The organism is Mesorhizobium sp. WSM1293, from assembly GCF_000513875.1.
Classification (GTDB): domain Bacteria; phylum Pseudomonadota; class Alphaproteobacteria; order Rhizobiales; family Rhizobiaceae; genus Mesorhizobium; species Mesorhizobium ciceri.
In genome coordinates, this window is the sequence record NZ_AZUV01000034.1 from 37,570 (window position 1) to 52,881 (window position 15,312).

The 15,312-nt window shown below is 57.1% G+C and carries 13 protein-coding genes and 1 pseudogene; 3 read left to right on the plus strand and 11 right to left on the minus strand.

Annotated elements, in window-relative coordinates:
• Window position 1 precedes the first annotated feature (1 nt).
• The 8 genes and pseudogenes from M729_RS0128180 to M729_RS01000000135920 all read right to left on the minus strand — a co-directional run bounded on the left by M729_RS0128180 (window position 2) and on the right by M729_RS01000000135920 (window position 5,919).
• Window positions 2-1,639, minus strand: coding sequence for a methyl-accepting chemotaxis protein (locus M729_RS0128180; RefSeq protein WP_027163542.1), 1,638 nt, complete (start codon window positions 1,637-1,639; stop codon window positions 2-4).
• A 513-nt stretch (window positions 1,640-2,152) separates the two neighbouring features.
• Window positions 2,153-2,587 carry a type II toxin-antitoxin system VapC family toxin gene (locus tag M729_RS0128185; RefSeq protein ID WP_348626683.1) on the minus strand — a complete coding sequence of 145 codons (435 nt, stop codon included), beginning with the start codon at window positions 2,585-2,587 and terminating at the stop codon, window positions 2,153-2,155.
• Window positions 2,588-2,598: 11 nt separating this feature from the next.
• The gene (locus tag M729_RS0128190) at window positions 2,599-2,850 is read right to left on the minus strand and encodes a type II toxin-antitoxin system Phd/YefM family antitoxin (protein WP_027163544.1); all 252 of its coding nucleotides are present in this window, start codon (window positions 2,848-2,850) and stop codon (window positions 2,599-2,601) included.
• Between the two features lie 35 nt (window positions 2,851-2,885).
• Entirely contained in the window at window positions 2,886-3,239 is a 354-nt protein-coding gene (locus M729_RS1000000139420) for a hypothetical protein (protein ID WP_245267643.1), read from the minus strand.
• A 138-nt stretch (window positions 3,240-3,377) separates the two neighbouring features.
• A pseudogene (locus M729_RS1000000139425) lies at window positions 3,378-3,485 on the minus strand (pyridoxamine 5'-phosphate oxidase family protein); the annotation flags it as partial.
• Between the two features lie 268 nt (window positions 3,486-3,753).
• On the minus strand, window positions 3,754-4,539 hold the full coding sequence (xth, locus tag M729_RS0128195; RefSeq protein ID WP_027163545.1) for an exodeoxyribonuclease III: 786 nt from the start codon (window positions 4,537-4,539) through the stop codon (window positions 3,754-3,756).
• A 20-nt stretch (window positions 4,540-4,559) separates the two neighbouring features.
• Window positions 4,560-4,727 (minus strand): DUF3606 domain-containing protein, encoded by a 168-nt coding sequence (locus M729_RS1000000137825; RefSeq protein WP_082827599.1) that lies wholly within the window; start codon window positions 4,725-4,727, stop codon window positions 4,560-4,562.
• A gap of 376 nt (window positions 4,728-5,103) precedes the next feature.
• Window positions 5,104-5,919: a hypothetical protein gene (locus M729_RS01000000135920; protein WP_032809479.1), complete on the minus strand. Its 816-nt coding sequence runs from the start codon at window positions 5,917-5,919 to the stop codon at window positions 5,104-5,106.
• Window positions 5,920-6,250: 331 nt separating this feature from the next.
• Here M729_RS01000000135920 and M729_RS0128210 point away from each other — a divergent pair, with 331 nt between their 5' ends.
• Complete coding sequence (locus M729_RS0128210; protein ID WP_027163546.1) at window positions 6,251-7,039, plus strand: TylF/MycF/NovP-related O-methyltransferase; 789 nt, start codon at window positions 6,251-6,253, stop codon at window positions 7,037-7,039.
• 431 nt (window positions 7,040-7,470) lie between these two features.
• Here M729_RS0128210 and M729_RS01000000135925 read toward each other — a convergent pair whose 3' ends face one another.
• The 3 genes from M729_RS01000000135925 to M729_RS0128225 all read right to left on the minus strand — a co-directional run bounded on the left by M729_RS01000000135925 (window position 7,471) and on the right by M729_RS0128225 (window position 12,558).
• Window positions 7,471-8,109: a class I SAM-dependent methyltransferase gene (locus tag M729_RS01000000135925; protein ID WP_050596364.1), complete on the minus strand. Its 639-nt coding sequence runs from the start codon at window positions 8,107-8,109 to the stop codon at window positions 7,471-7,473.
• Window positions 8,110-8,115: 6 nt separating this feature from the next.
• On the minus strand, window positions 8,116-9,552 hold the full coding sequence (locus M729_RS1000000136660) for a glycosyltransferase family 1 protein (protein ID WP_050596365.1): 1,437 nt from the start codon (window positions 9,550-9,552) through the stop codon (window positions 8,116-8,118).
• Window positions 9,553-9,756: 204 nt separating this feature from the next.
• Window positions 9,757-12,558 (minus strand): glycosyltransferase family 25 protein, encoded by a 2,802-nt coding sequence (locus M729_RS0128225; RefSeq protein WP_027163547.1) that lies wholly within the window; start codon window positions 12,556-12,558, stop codon window positions 9,757-9,759.
• A 1,078-nt stretch (window positions 12,559-13,636) separates the two neighbouring features.
• Here M729_RS0128225 and M729_RS0128235 point away from each other — a divergent pair.
• Both M729_RS0128235 and M729_RS1000000138590 read left to right on the plus strand, forming a co-directional pair.
• A complete protein-coding gene (locus M729_RS0128235; RefSeq protein ID WP_024505825.1) occupies window positions 13,637-13,951 on the plus strand; it encodes a hypothetical protein in 315 nt (104 codons plus the stop codon).
• 81 nt (window positions 13,952-14,032) lie between these two features.
• Window positions 14,033-15,312, plus strand: a 1,280-nt coding sequence (locus tag M729_RS1000000138590) for a DUF4347 domain-containing protein (protein WP_156949348.1), incomplete at its 3' end; no start/stop codon positions are given.

Genomic DNA, 15,312 nt, shown 5'->3' on the forward strand with positions numbered 1-15,312 from the left:
GCTACGCTCTCAGCTTGAACCTCGAAATGCTACTTCGCATGCCGCCTGAGACTTGATTGAGCTCGTCGATCGCGAGCGTCGATTGCTGAAGGGATTCGACTGTTTGCTGAGCTGCCTCACTCAGCTGCGTTAGCGTGTCGCTGATCTGCCCCGCGCCGGTCGCCTGCGCTTGCATGCCTTCATTGGCGACTTCGAAACGTGGCACCAGCCCCTGAACCTGCTGAATGATCTCGAAGAGTTGCCCGCCGACCTGCTGGATTTCCTGCATACCCCGGCGGACCTGTTCGGAAAACTTGTCCATGCCCATCACCCCGGCCGCGACTGCCGACTGGATGTCCTTGACCATCTGCTCGATATCGTATGTGGAGACAGCCGTCTGGTCCGCGAGCCTTCGGATTTCCGTCGCCACCACTGCAAAGCCCCGGCCATATTGGCCGGCCTTCTCAGCCTCTATGGAAGCGTTGAGCGACAAAAGGTTCGTCTGATCGGCCACTTTGGTGATGGTCGTCACCACCTGATTGATGCTGCCGGCTTTCTCGCTCAGGATCGCGAGTTTGGAATTGATCGCGCCGGCCGCTTCCATGACCTGCTGCATGGTTTCTTCCATACGGGTTAGCCCCGCTTGCCCTCCGCCGGCGACGGCAGCAGTTTGCTCGGCAACTGTCGAGACCTCGTTCATCGTGCGGACGAGCTCGTTTGACGTGGCGGAGATCTCCTTGGCTGTCGCGCGGATTTCTGTTGTGGTCGCTGCGATTTCAGTCGCAGTTGCCTGCTGTTGCTTGGAGGTGGCGGCGATCTCAGTTATCGATGTGCCGACCTGTATGCTGGACCTTTGAACCTGACCAATGAGGGTTGTGAGATCGTCCGCCATTGCGTTGAAGCCGTCGGCAAGCACGCTGAATTCGTCTCGGCGCCTCAGATCGAGGCGTTCGCTGAAGTCGCCTTGCCGCATCAATTGAACCGCGTTGACCAAACGAGTGAGCGGACCTGTAATGGCGCGAAACAGCTGGTAACCCAAAAGAAGGGCTAGTCCGAGGGCTATCAACAAGCCAACGCTCAAACCGACTTCGGCCGTTCTAACGATCGAGCTGATCCGCTGCGTCGCGCTGTTTGCCTCGCCTCTGTGATCCTCAACCATGGCCTGCAGAGCGGACTGCAACTTTACAAAGATCGGCTCTACGGTGTTCTTGATGGCCAGGCTTTCATTGGGAGTTTCACCTTTCGACAAGGCAGCCCGGCTTGTGTCCAGCACAGCAGTTTCAGCCAGACGAAATTGGTTGGCGAGTTCTTTGACGACTGCATAATTCTGCTTGTCGATGTCGGAGACGATTGTTGCTTCATAGTCGCCCATCGACCGCTGCACTTGGTCGCGATTGGTCGTGATCGCGCTTTCAAGCGTGCTTCTATCCGATGGGTTGTCCTGAAGGGCATATTCCTGAAGCAGACTATGGGCCGTCATCTGGCCCATCATGATCGCGGTGCTGTGATAGAGGTCTGGAAGGATGCCCTTCTCGACCTCAGTCGCCTCCTGCCCCGCCTGAAGAAACCAGGCGTACGCGATGACGGCGATCACGGACATGACCACCAGAACGGCAGCGAAACTGACGAGGATGCGGTGGCGTATTGTCAGACTCTTCATGGATCCGATTCACCAATGGGGGCATCGTGGGCTGCGCGACAAGCGCTCGTTCCGACGTGTTCGAAAAAGGTGCGTCGAAAAGCGGTAGTCTGACGCTGAATGGTTTCTTTTCCGTTCCATCACTAATGATGGCGATGCCGCTCGCCAGAAGTGACGGTCGAGGACACGTCCTTCCGTCGGCGCACATCAGCCCGACATCCGCTGGGCGGCACGCCCGCGTCAAGGTGGCTGGATGACTGATTGTTACCGTCTCGTTGGACGTCGAGAAAGGTATTCAATGACGATGAAGCTCTTACCTCACGTCCAAGGCCCTGTCAGCGTTGGGCCTTTCAAGCAAACAACCTGGACAGCCCATAGGCAACAAGGCCCCTCAACCTGAAGGGGCACAAATATACGCTGGCCGCTGGTCGATCAGGAAGTCCGGTGCACCGCCGTCAGATTCGCCCAGCGTCGCATAACCCCGCCTACGTCATTGCATGGTCATGCTGGAGGCGCCCATTGGTCGCCGTCCGCCTATTCTGGAAGCCCGATGAACGGATTCTGATACCGAATGCCGAGCGGTCTGAAATCCTTCTCGTTGTCGGTGAGCACGATCAGATCGTGTTGCATGCCTGTTGCAGCAATAGCGATGTCCTCGAAACCAGGTGAGATGCCAGCACCCCGAGCGACTGTTATGAGTTGCCCAGTTATTGTTGCCGTTTCGAGGTCAAGAGGGAGGATTCGGCTACTGTAGTAGTGACGGATTTCTCCCCACCATTCAGCGAGCGCGCCCGCCTTCTTGGTGGCACCGGTTCGCTTGGCGTTCGCGATGCCGTCCTCGATCTCGGCCGAGGTGATTACGGAGAGCCAAAGGTCGGACGATCGCTCGACTATCCAGGCCGCTAGTTTCTCATCGGAGGGCGTCCTGCGTTTCGAAGGGGCGAGCAAGCTGACGACATTCGTGTCCAAAAGGTACAATGTCAGAACGCCGGATCGCGCAGAGCCCGTGCGGGCTTTCGCCTTCGCGCTGGCAGGTCAGCTTCCTCCAGGGGCGAGTTTGTGAGCAGCCAACCCAGCGACGGCACACGGGAAAGGCGTTCGTAGTCCGAATAGCTGATTACGACAGCCTCTCTTCTGCCGTGACGGGTGACGACCGTCGGTGCGCCCGCAACCGCTTCGTCGACCACATGTGAGAACGTAGCCTTGACGTCTTTGAGCTGAATCTCTTTCATCATGATTGCTCCCGTGACTAAAGTGGTCATATAAATTATGGAGCGAGTTTTCGCAAGCAGTCAGGACGGATCGGTGGGCCTACGGCGCTCGAACTGCCGCCAGCTGGCAGGCTGACATCTCCCATCACGTCTAATCCGGAAAACCACGTCTTCCCGTTGATCTGGAAAGTACGGCGATCGACCGGGACACAATCGCGATTAGCCAGCAACACGCAGCAGCTGACACCGCCGACGGCAGATAGAGAGGCCTTCCCGCCCTGGGCGTAGATTTCCGCGCCTGCGGGATAGAAGCTGAGTGGTTGCAGCAGTGCGGGCTCAAAAGCCTCCGGCAAGTTGGGCTGGGCAGACCGTGACGGCAGCGAAATTCTGGAGGAGGTGTAGGCGTGCATGGCTGTTTTCCCGGTTCATCCGTGACACAGCAATCGCGCGAATCCGCGGGTCGCGAAATTCGGTTATGTCCCTACGGGAAACTACCTAGAGCCGCTCCACCTGAATCGGTCCAGCGCTGGTCGCCACAGTGAAGAAAGCTATTCACTTGCTTCACGGCCCGTCACCTGTTGGATCATGATACGGAAGAAAACGTGGGGTGCGCTGTCCGACACCGGAGGCATGACTGGCTTGAGGGCGCCGGGCTCCTGTCGTCCATTGCGTACATAGCCGAGACAAGCCTCGAATCTACAGACTGACGCGTTTGCCCGCGTGACGCAACGTGGCTAGTTCCCACGCCTTCGATCCTGTCGTTTCCAAGTACCTGCTCGTGCAGATTGTATGGAGATCCAAACACAATATTCCCGCTCGGTGGCAAAAGTAATGCGCGACGCCACGTGGTCCGAAGAATGACTACAAATTTCAGACAAAGGGGGCGAAGTCTGGAGCAGCCAGAATCGGACGGCATTTCAAGTCTCAACTCGGGCTAGCAAGTTCTATCCATGCAGGCGCATGATCGCTCGGCTTCTCCCATCCTCGCGTCTCTGCATCCACCCCCGCATCGCGAAGCCGGGACGACAACGAGGGACTGACCAGCAGATGGTCCATTCGCAGGCCAGAACTCCTGTCGTAACCGCCCCCATAGGAGTGATTCCAATAGGTGTAGACACCCTTGTCCGGATGGATGCACCTGAGCGCATCGGTCCAGCCGTCCTCAAGCATATCGGCATAGGATTGGCGACTCTCGGGAAAGTAAACCGCATCGCCAATCCATCGTCGCGGCACCACCGCATCAATCGGAGTTGGGACGACATTATAGTCGCCGCACAGCACGGTCGGCGCGCCCTCTTGGAGAAGAGCTCGGCCGTAGCGCATCAGACGGTCGAACCAGCGCAGCTTGTAGTCAAACTTGTGACCAGGCGCGGGATTTCCGTTTGGCAGGTAAAGACAGCCGACAACCAGCCCGCCGATCTCCGCCTCGATATAGCGGCTATGGCTGTCGTCAGGGTCGCCGGGAAGCCCGCGTCGGCGCTCGATCGGGTCTACTGCGCGAGCCAGGATAGCGACGCCGTTGTAGGATTTCTGGCCATGCCAGATCGCGCGGTATCCCGTCTCGCGGATCGCCCCAATTGGAAACTTCTCGTCGGACGTTTTCAGTTCCTGCAGGCAGACGATGTCGTAATTCGTAGTCGTCAGCCACCTAAGGAGCACGGGCAGCCGGCCATTAACGCCGTTCACATTGAAGGTGGCTAAGCGGATCATTTGCGCACGCGAACGGTGGCCTATTCTTTCAGCTTGTCCTCAATCTTCTTGCGGCTGTTGCCGACCGATTTCACGTCAGCCTTCCTCGCGCCGGTCTTTCCTGCCTCGTATTTCACTTCATTATCCTGCCCGCCAGCAACCTTCGCGCGGTCCTGATTGCGTCCACGGGTTGTTCCAGTACTGGCCATTTCGTCCTCCAAAGGATTGCCATTCCAGACCCAATAACGCCGCCAGACTCTTCCGGTTCAATCTGTCGACTACCGCTTGGAACCGAATTCCACGCACACGATTGAATCGAGCCATGAATTCGAGTTCGACAAGTTCGATGGGTATCGCGCTCAGGTCGCGATTCCGGCCCATGTTGCATGTCGCGCGGCCTGACCAGTCCTGCCAAAGCTCACGATGGCGGACTCGGCGCCGAAAAGCGCCGCGAGCCGAGATGCCATATCATAGCGCCAATGTGCGTGTGAGCCCGCGAGCAAGGAAACGACCACATGTCCTTGACCGGACGCACGTTCATCGCGCTGGCTAAGCCAGTCCGTTGCCTACCGCCCTAAGCGCTCTTCACTTGGCCCGCTGTTGAACATGCAGCAGATCACGCAGGCGGATCGGCAATCTGGGCGAAGCGCGCAATTCGACACAACTCGCCTCCCAGTGTCCGAGGTACTCGGCGATCGGCATGCTGGTGCGGCCGGGCCAGCGATTGAGTGCCCCCAAAGCCTCTACGCAGTCCGGCGCGCGGCCGTATTCGGCGAGGATGGTCAGCGACATTGCCTGGGCGAACGGATTAAGAGCGGGCATTTCGATCTCGCCGCGGTGGTCGGCGAACCACGCAGCGGCGTCGCGCGTGAGCCCCTGGCTTTCAGCCAGCGCTGCATAACGATCGATGATGTCCTGGCGGTACCGGGCGATGGCATCGCCGAAGGCATTGTCGCCTGCGAAGGGTGGCGCCTCCTTCCAGTTTTTCGCCAGACGTGCGAGCCCACGCAGCGAGTGAGCCTCCACCATGGTTTCCTCGATCCATTGGCAAGGCGGCGCCGGCTTGGCGTCCGGCTGCCAGCTGTTGCACAGCACATGTCCGAGTTCGTGCCCGAACTGGTAGGCGAGCTTCGACCAGTCACGTTCGCCGATATCGACGATGATCCAGGCCATACTGCTGCCGTCTGGATGTAGCCAGATTGCCGGCGCGCCGGAAGTGTGCTCGTCGACACGAAGGCGCGTTGGCTGGCGGTCGGACAGCAGGCGGACACCGTCGAGGCATGCATGCCGCATGCGTTCGACGACCTGATCAGCGGCTCCCTCAAGCATGTGGCCCCAGTCGCCGGCAAGCTCGATGGGCACGGTGAGGAGGGACGAAGGCAAGGTGGTCGGTGGCGCCATGGCTGCATAGCTCTCCGCGAGGGCGTCGCGACCGGTCAATGCGGGAGGAAAAAAGCTCCCAGCCGCTGCGCGCCCCAAGAGCGTAACGAAATCCCGTCGTCGCACTTTGATTCCCGTGTCCGACCGCCGGAGTCTAACTACCACGAAAATCCACCGTGGCGAAGATCCGGGAAGCTGTTATGGCATTAGCTGGGGAAGCTGTCTTTTCGCAAACGATGGCGAAAGCTATCTGCTACGGTGACAGCGTAGCCGTTCAACGAGCCGCACTCGCGTCATCCGAATTCGGCGCGGAAGCGTTGGTTCGTGTCAAGCTCCCAAAAGGAGACGAGCGTTGAATGACAGTCATGACTTCATGATCGCCGCAATGAAGATGCGGAATAGATACCTAAATCTCCTGGAAGCATCGCTGACCGGAACCTTATATGGCGACGCGCCCATTGATCCGTGGACGGGTGGAAAATACGATCCGAACAAGCGTGCTCTTGGGCGGGACTGGCCGGGACTAGCGCAAACCATGATTGGCTCAGCGAGGATGCGCAATCTACGGCATTTATGCGAAACTGTAATCTTAGATGATGTTCCAGGCGACTTCATCGAGACCGGAGTTTGGCGCGGCGGGGCGTGTATTTTTATGAGAGGTATTCTTGCCTCCTACGCCGATACTCAACGTCGCGTCTTCGTCGCTGACAGTTTCGCTGGCCTTCCTTCCCCAAGTCCGGAAATCTATGCGGCGGACGCTGGGGACACCCACCACACACATTCGCAACTGGCGATCTCACGGAAGGACGTAGAAGAAAACTTTCGCAGATATGACTTGCTTGATGAGCAAGTCGTCTTCCTTGAAGGCTGGTTCAAGGACACACTCCCTGATGCTCCGATACAAAAATTGGCGCTTCTCAGGCTCGACGGCGACATGTATGAATCAACAATTCAAGCTCTTGACTCGCTTTATCGCAAGCTTTCGTATGGTGGATTCGTAATCGTTGACGACTACTTTCTCGCCCCGTGCGCTCAAGCTGTAAACGAATTTCGGACTAGAGAAGGTATTACCTCGCCATTAATTCCAATCGACGGCTGTGCGGTGTGGTGGAGGGCTTCCGAGGCTGCAACTCACGATTGACAAGGTCGTTCATCAGACGAAACCGGCGCCGTAATCAATACCGGCGCGGAGTTCAGCTTCCAGCGAACAAGAACCGAAAGCCCAAACGCTCACTACTTTGATTTAGCGACACGGCTTTGCTGTCGCTTCCTTTGTGAAGGAACGCTCCGCACTGCTGCGTCTAGTTGCGGGCTCTTGGCGGACCCATCAAGGCATGCATGCTCCCCATGAGCTCGATGACCTGATTAGCCGCGCTCTCAGGCATGCGGCCTCTGTACAAGCTCGACGGGACGGTAAAGAGGGTTGGCGATGGGCGGCCAAGGGAGATTTCGAGACATGACCGCGTAGCCTTTCCGCGAATGATCCCCGCGTAGCCAAACTCGTAGCCAATGAGACGGCAGCTGGTATGCCAAGCTATAGCCTATTCGTCAGACGATGCTCCATAATCGTTCTCATGCACCGATTTGCGTCATGTCCCACAGACACATCGCCTTCGATGGGTAGTGTTCCTCCGGCATGACTAGGAGTGGTACGGGAAACGAGAATGGCGGTTGCTGTAAGTTGAGAAATCCGAATCCGCCCGGTTCCGACGCAATGTCCTGAGCTGAGGTCGAATGGCTTGAGGTGAGCAGCCAGCGTGCGCCGCATTTCTTGAAGTTGCGCAGCGCGCGCCAGATGTCGGGCTCGGTCAGATGCTGCAGGCAGTCGCGCGAAAAAACAAGGTCGACATTCGGAAGCGGTTCGGCAGCCAGATCGAGCACGTGGAATTCGCGATCCGCGTATCGCAAGCGATTCATGTCGATGACTTCCGGCACGATATCGCAGCCGATGTAGTGCGTCTTGCCCAAGTCGACGAAACGCATCCAGTTGAAGTCGCCGCAGGGCGCATCAAGCATGGATGTCACATCCAGTGCGCGCAAAAGCATCGGCAATACGGTTCGCACGCGATGGGTCGTCGCGTACGCTGAACCGAGTCCGGAGCGCGATTCCGTGGAACCCCACTCGTTGCCTTGGTAGATGCGCGCGAAGGCTTCGCGGGAACCATCCGGCGTGCTTTGCGTCATCGAATGCACCTCATCGACAGCTTGCATCGAATTTCACGCACGGATGTCGCCTCGCAGTTGGCCCCCATGGGTACGCTCAGCCTCAGTTAGTTGCCGCTTGCGCAGCACCACATGTATCTCGTCTACCGCCCGCGGGCTACGCAAAATCTCGTCATGTGAAACGCCCCGTGCTGCCAACTCGTGCCCCAAGGAACTATAGTGAAAGCTCTGCTCAATCAAATCGAATCGAGCGTCGGTCCAGCCGAGATACCAGTACCATTCACAATAGTAGAGCCAACTCCGTTCATTGAAGCCATGCGCGTTGGTAGGGTCTTGCCAGGCGCCGTAGGACAGATCGTGCGGAACAGATATCTTTAGAAGTCCGCCGTCTGCCAGTAAGTTCAGGCAGTTGGTCATAGCGACAACCAGATTGGAAGCTTTCTCAAGCGTGTTCGCAGAAGTTATACTTGTAAATAGTCCGCGTCGGAGGCGGACGGCACCAAAGCGCGTTGATGTAAATTCACGGGTCAATAGCTGCGGATCTGATATATCGGCGACAATGTCGGGGTTCCATTGGCTTCTAATGTCTATATTGAGCAGGTGCGGATCGTACATCTTGCCACTGCCAATCACCATATCGCCCGGGAGGCGTGGCGAATCACTCCAGGCTAGCGCTTCAGGAAGTATTTTTTTGGCGCTGCGTTGGCGAAATGCCTCGAAGCCTGCTGCTGCTACTTTATGACGTCGATCTGGGTCCTTAACTAGCGCCTCGGTCACATCGACAAGGTTCTCGTAGTTCGCTGCAACAAAGGCGCTGGCCAAATCGGCGTCCACCAGTTCGCCTGAATTTACTTCGCTTACTACAGTACGCTTGTTCGCCAAAAGATCGAAAACTCTAATAATTTCAAACTGTCCGCTGTCATAGAAGTGCAAATTCAGTATCACTTTCGAGCGCGCGATAAGTCGGTCAAGCTGGTCGCCGAATACGCTATACACGGCTTCAACGCGCAGCCCTCGTGCGCGCATTTCATCAAGCACTTTGGACCGCCGGTCATTAAAAGAGCCATAGAACAGAACGTCAATGTCCTCGTTTTCGTCAAGAATTCTGGAAAGACTTCTCACGTAGAACAATCTAAGATAATGTACTTGCCGAGATATCGAATTCGATAAAAAAAGTGAGTTTGACTCACTATAATCCCAAACGGGAAATCGGCGAAGAATGTTTTTGTATTCGTTCGACATCCAGTTAGACGTATGATTCTCGACATTAAATATGACAGAATTAATTGGCAGATGGGCTAAGCCGGCCTCTCCATACAGGTTGGCACCTAGTACGATTGCCTGCCCGGTAAATCCTTGAGGCAGTTCATGGACAATGTCAGTTTCGATGGAAATCTCATGCAGCCCATCGGCGAGCATCTGAATCAAGCTTGCGAGCACCTTCACCATCCCTGGGTGAACGAGAAGTGTGATGTGATTTGCAATTTTCACGCCGTTCTCCCGAGGGCTGGTTTACATGACCCTTAGAATTTCTGTGGCCCCAGGCGAGTAGGCCCCTTAGCAACTGATGGACTATGACGCGTCGGCGTGCGACAGCATCAAGACCCCAGTGCCGCCCAGGCGGTCTTTGTCAGTATCTTCCCTCGCGCCATGCGCGCCACACCATTGGTGGTCTGTTGTGCTTCCAATGACAAACTAGCTCGGCTCTCGGTGATCTGCCTCTGCCCGGTCTGACGGCAGTTCGTCATCATGGATGACCAGCGGCGGCATGCAAACGAACGCTTGCATTGATCCATATGCCGCACACATCGCGCAATCGATACCCGTATCGTCGAGGACGACGGCAGTTCCAGGAAAGGGGATTTGTCTACTTCGTAGCGGCAGACATTTTTCAAGAAGCATTCGTGCACCTCTTGGTGTTACTGTGTAGGCTTGAATCCCAAAAGAGTGCTCCACTTTTATGAGGGAGTGTGAGAATTTCTCGGCCTGGAACAAAGCAGTTTTATTGATGTATCGATGGTCGTAAAATTCAAGCTTGGCTTTGGAGAAGCCGAAATTTAACCAAAGAAACAATGGACTATATATATACCCCCACTGTATAATGTCCCATTCTGTTAATTCTTGAGATATACGATCTGATTCCTCCAAGAACCGAAATGATGACCGAACGTCGTCTTCGAAAATCGTTATTGTCTTGTTTTCTGAAGCCGACAGCTGCCACAAGCTGATATGGGATAGAGCGCACCCCAACGTGCCCGGGGGATACGGACAATCACTGGTAATCAGACCTTCCTTGATGAGCGCCTCCCTGTCGAGAGAAGTGCCGTCAACGGCTGATACGCGAACGGTATTGTGCAATAAATGCCAGTTGTTACTTTGGTACCTGCTCCAGCGCTCGACGCTGCGGTCTAGGTTTATCAGGTGAATTTTCGGGGAACCCGTCGGCTCGACAGGCCGGGCTGGCATCGTCCCGGAGACAGAGGGCGTGGCGGCAGTGAATGCGGAGGTATCGCCCGCACCATGCAACAGCGCTCGAGCCCGCTCGATGCCATCACTCACATGGTATTGGCCATCGCCAAAGGTGATGTAGCCATAGACTTGTCGGTTATCCATATACTGGACGATTCCGGCCTTCCTGGCGCTGGCAGCAAAGACAACGTACTCGTACCGCGATGTGCCGTCCTCGTATGTCAGTTCGGTCAGCACGTCAGCCCGGACAAGATATGTGCAATGCACGAGCGGCACCTCGATGGCGCCGCGCACGTGGCGGTTGAGCACCCAACCATACTGATCGCACTGCAGATAATACCCGTTGGCATCGATCTCGGCATGATAGTTCGAATAATATTGGCCCGGCGAGATAGAGCGAAGCAGAGGCGCGACGATTGGCAAATCAAGCGCGACAAGTTCTCGCAGCGTGGCCGATCGTACGAAATTGTCGACGTCGGCCACGAAATAGAAATCGCAGCCGTGCTCGAGCGTTTTCCGCAGACTTATGTTGCGGATTCGGCCAAGCACCCTGAAGCGCGTCTCATTCCATTCGTGCTCGCCAAACTGCTCAACACGATCGACGACGTCCGAGGCGTCGATTTCGACCGCCGCATAGAGGTGACCCACGCGCTCTACCCATTCGCGCAGTATATGCTCGGTCCTGTCGGTATTGTTGTTTGTCCTGATGTATAGGACGATCGATGCCTTCGGGTAGTCGAGCGCCTCGATGCACTCGAGGTAAAGCGGCAGTGCCGGCTCCTTCTGCTTTGCCAGGATTGCAATCAGGATGCGCGGCGAACCCTTCAGGCGCGACCGCAGCGAACGCTGCCGGATAAGCTTGTGCTGATCGATCAAGCTCTCTGTCCCGAACGCCCCGAGATTCGGCGGTTCATGCACCGGAAGCTTGTCCGTGGCGAAACGCGCGTTGGCCACCACGCGCTTCGCCATTTCCGCCGGCAATTTTTCGCTGGCGAGCAATTTCAGACAGGCGTCGAGTGATTCCCGGTAAGCGCCTGTCCAGTAGGCATTGACGGCAAACTCGTCGAGCAATCCGTAATCGTAGACCCAAGGCTGTATGAAAAGTCCGGGGGGTTGCGCAAGGTCGAGCCCTCGACGCGCAAATTCCGCTCCCTCCGCGTTCCGGCCCTGGGTGCGGCAATAGAGGCTCGCGGCGTGAAGAGCTTCAGCGCGGGCGGGAACGGCTTGGGTCGCACGCTCAAAGATTGCAACGACCTCGTCGAATGGCCGTCCCAGCGCTGTCATGAGATTGCCCGCTTCGAGCAGGCTGACATAGACTTCCTCGTCCCAGAAGCCCAGCTCGGCGCGCTTCAGATAGGTTGCCAGCGATTTTTCACGTTCTCCGGAATCCCTATAGCTCTGCGCCAAATAGAAGGTGTATCGCGAAATAAGGAACGGGTCGGTCTCCGTAGCAAGCGCGTTTTCAAGAACCGCCGCGTCGTCCTGGTACTTTCGCGGGTTTTGACTGCGTGCTCCGCCACGCCCCGTCGCCACGCGAAAACCCTTGGCGGTCTCGCGTGTGAGATGGCCGGGAGGGGCCTCGAGATATTCGTGCAGCACGCCCTTGAAGGAGAAGGGAAGCCGGTTGCGGCAAATCTGCGGGCGATAAAACGAAATGCCCCCATGGGACACCTCGACGTCGTAGAGATCGTGTTCCATGTTCGACTTGAACGCGATCGGATCGAAGTCAGCGTCTTGGACCACGACGTCGTCGGCGTCGATGATCATGGCGTAGTCGACCGTCTCGACTTCACGCAGGCGGTCAAGGGCAAAGGTACGGTTGTACGCAAAGTCCCGCCAAGGCTCGTCGATGACTGTGCCTTTGACATTGTGAAGGGTCAGGAAGGTACGGATGACGTCCTGCGTGCCGTCCTCGGAACCCGTGTCGATGACGAGCACGTAGTCAACGAGAGGAAGGGCGCTGGCGAGGCATTGCAAGATGACCTTTGCCTCGTTCTTGACGATCATGCACAGGCCGATGGTGCTCATGCTAATCCCTTGGCGGAGCGACGTTCGTTACACGCTGCTGGAAATTGTTGAAGGGAATTCCTGCGCCTTTGTCCGGCTTTATATCTCATGCATCACCCCGCCGCCTTGGCCATTTGCATGACCTTTGTTGCAAAGAACGACTGCTCCTTCACAGCCAAGTGCTGCCTCAACCCGTCCATTGTTTAGCCAGCGCTTTCCGTCGCAGCAAGGGTCTTGCGGTCGCTCGGGACCAGAGGGTTAAGAACAGAATTTCCCGTCGACCCAATCGCTGAGGCGCAAATTCCGCCGCGACATCGAGGGTTCGACGCGGACCAGAGGGCACCCTTAAGCCTCGGATTTTTCGATGCGTTTGGCCCATGCGCGCCATTTGATGTCGACCGAAAGTAGTTACTCATGGTCCACAATTAATAAATTGTTAACTTGGTTATTTACAAGTTGCTAATTTTAGATTTTACTAATGTCTTGTGTTGAGAGGGTTCCCGCGAACCGGGCAGAGGGCCTGTTGGGCTGCGTCTGCGAAGCCAGGAGAGTGTCTGGAGCAAGTCACTTCGTGCGTGAGGGCGTGGCAAGTGTGTGGTGACGTGCAAGAGAAGACGTTGTACGGCCTTGAACTCAAGGCCGGCGTTTTCCCAAATCTGATGTTCCCCCCGCAAGCAGTTGGTTCCCTCGTTAGTCGTCGTCGAGAAATCGGCGACACGCGTGACGGGAGTGACCATGGTTGGGGTGATACCGTGTACGAGTCGATGGGGCCGTGACGCAGGCTTAGGCGTAGAACAACGCCTGAATTACCCGCAGTTGGCCAACAGCACGGATTACCCAGCGATTGATGGGTATTCCTCGGTGTCCTTTGGACGCCTCACTCACCTGGGCGAAGACAACTGGGGCGCCATCCGATCGAGCGGCACGCAGAGGCTGCCAAGCCTTGCGCACCCGTCTCTTAGACCTGCCCGCAATGCGGCAATGCGCGCGACCGGCCTCACCGGGCGCCCGCGCTCTGCAGCCATTGAACCAGCGATTGAAATCTAAGGTACGACCAAGAGAAGCTGCGGCCCGGCCGCCGGCGACCAAGGAGAAGATGATGAGCTTCACGGCAGGATTTGCGGCTATGGAAGTCACCGTTCGAGGCATTTTGCCGATCGGCGACACGATTGAAAATGTAAATTATTTCATTCTGGACACGGCCAAGAGCGCTATTGTCGGTCAGGTCGTTCTTCCCAGAGCCGCCAAGCGAAGCCTCGCTGTCGCCCTCACCGTCAAAGTCCCAAGCACCGCCGGCTCGCTTGCCATTGGGACGTTTGATGAAGGCGGGAACTTCCAGGTCGCCAACTTCCTCCGCGTGGAGACGCCAGTCGTGGAACGTCCCCACGGCGCCGTCGGGCCGTCCGGGAGGTAAATCTCTTTGGTCGCAGCACTTGCCGGCTAGGCCAGTGAGTGGCTGCCGGTGAATTGAGTTCGAAGCCAACAGGAGCCAGTCATGGCCCGTGCCTCTGAAGTTCTTTTTGTCGATCCTTCAGTTTCCGACCTCCAGGCGATTCTCGGCAGCGTGCGACCCGAGGTTCAAGCGATTGTGCTCAACGGCCGCCGACCGGCGGCGCGGCAGATCGCTGCCGCGCTCGCAGGGCACGCAGGGCTCGATGCGGTGCACGTTATCGCACATGGTGGGTCTGGGCGTGTCGGCTTCACAGCAGGGGAGTGGTCATCAACTACATTGCAGGAAGAGGCCGAGGATCTTGCCGCAATCGGCCGTGCGCTTGCCAAGGACGGCGAGCTGCGGCTGTGGAGCTGCGAAACGGCATCGGGGGATACGGGCGAAGCCTTCATAGAGGCGCTGGAAGAGGCAGTAGGCGCGGACGTTCTCGCGTCCGGGTCGCTGATTGGCGCGGCCGCCCTGGGCGGCTCCTGGGAGATATCCTCACGCGTAGGCTCGTCCACGCCCTTGCCTCCAATGACTTCGGCTGGCGTGGCCAGCTACTCGGGGGTGCTTGCGGCTGATCTCACACTCAGTGGGGACATAACTGCCGGCGGCAGCTCTTCGGCTGTTAACACGTATTATGTAGTGGATACTCACGTGGCTCCGCCGACTAATCCGGCGCTTAATCGTGCGGATGATACAGTCGTTGGTAGCTTTCAGCTACCATCTGCAAACCAGGGCGGTTTAATAAATGACTTCTCTGCGACCATAACGATCCCCAACACTACTGATATTTATTTCGTTTATGACAGCAATTTCAAATTATACGGCACGCTTTCCCCGGTTGTAGGAGGTTATAGTTTTACACCCGTGCTTGCTAATAATGGCGATAATGGCAATTTCTTTGATACCGCTTCTTTTATCGCCACCACAGGTCAAGTAGGCGCGACCGGACCCGCCGGAGCGACCGGCGCGACCGGCGCCACGGGTGCGGGCTCGACAGGTGCCACGGGCGCGACCGGTGCCACCGGCTCTACTGGAGCAACCGGCTCGACTGGCTCGACTGGAGCAACAGGCTCTACTGGAGCAACCGGCTCGACCGGTGATACCGGAGCAACAGGCTCGACTGGCTCGACTGGAGCAACAGGTTCGACAGGTTCGACAGGTTCGACAGGTTCGACCGGAGCAACCGGCTCGACCGGCGCCACAGGTGCAACCGGTGATACCGGAGCAACAGGCTCGACTGGCTCGACTGGAGCAACAGGCTCTACAGGTTCGACAGGTTCGACCGGCGCCACAGGTGCAACCGGTAATACCGGAGCAACTGGCTCGACCGGATCGAC

Coding starts and splice junctions, on each gene's coding strand:
- M729_RS1000000139420 (WP_245267643.1), bottom strand. CDS start 3,239: ATGCACGCCTACACCTCCTCCAGAATTTCGCTGCCGTCACGGTCTGCC.
- M729_RS0128180 (WP_027163542.1), bottom strand. CDS start 1,639: ATGAAGAGTCTGACAATACGCCACCGCATCCTCGTCAGTTTCGCTGCC.
- xth (WP_027163545.1), bottom strand. CDS start 4,539: ATGATCCGCTTAGCCACCTTCAATGTGAACGGCGTTAATGGCCGGCTG.
- M729_RS01000000135925 (WP_050596364.1), bottom strand. CDS start 8,109: ATGCAAGCTGTCGATGAGGTGCATTCGATGACGCAAAGCACGCCGGAT.
- M729_RS0128235 (WP_024505825.1), top strand. CDS start 13,637: ATGAGCTTCACGGCAGGATTTGCGGCTATGGAAGTCACCGTTCGAGGC.
- M729_RS01000000135920 (WP_032809479.1), bottom strand. CDS start 5,919: ATGGCGCCACCGACCACCTTGCCTTCGTCCCTCCTCACCGTGCCCATC.
- M729_RS0128225 (WP_027163547.1), bottom strand. CDS start 12,558: ATGAGCACCATCGGCCTGTGCATGATCGTCAAGAACGAGGCAAAGGTC.
- M729_RS1000000137825 (WP_082827599.1), bottom strand. CDS start 4,727: ATGGCCAGTACTGGAACAACCCGTGGACGCAATCAGGACCGCGCGAAG.
- M729_RS0128190 (WP_027163544.1), bottom strand. CDS start 2,850: ATGAAAGAGATTCAGCTCAAAGACGTCAAGGCTACGTTCTCACATGTG.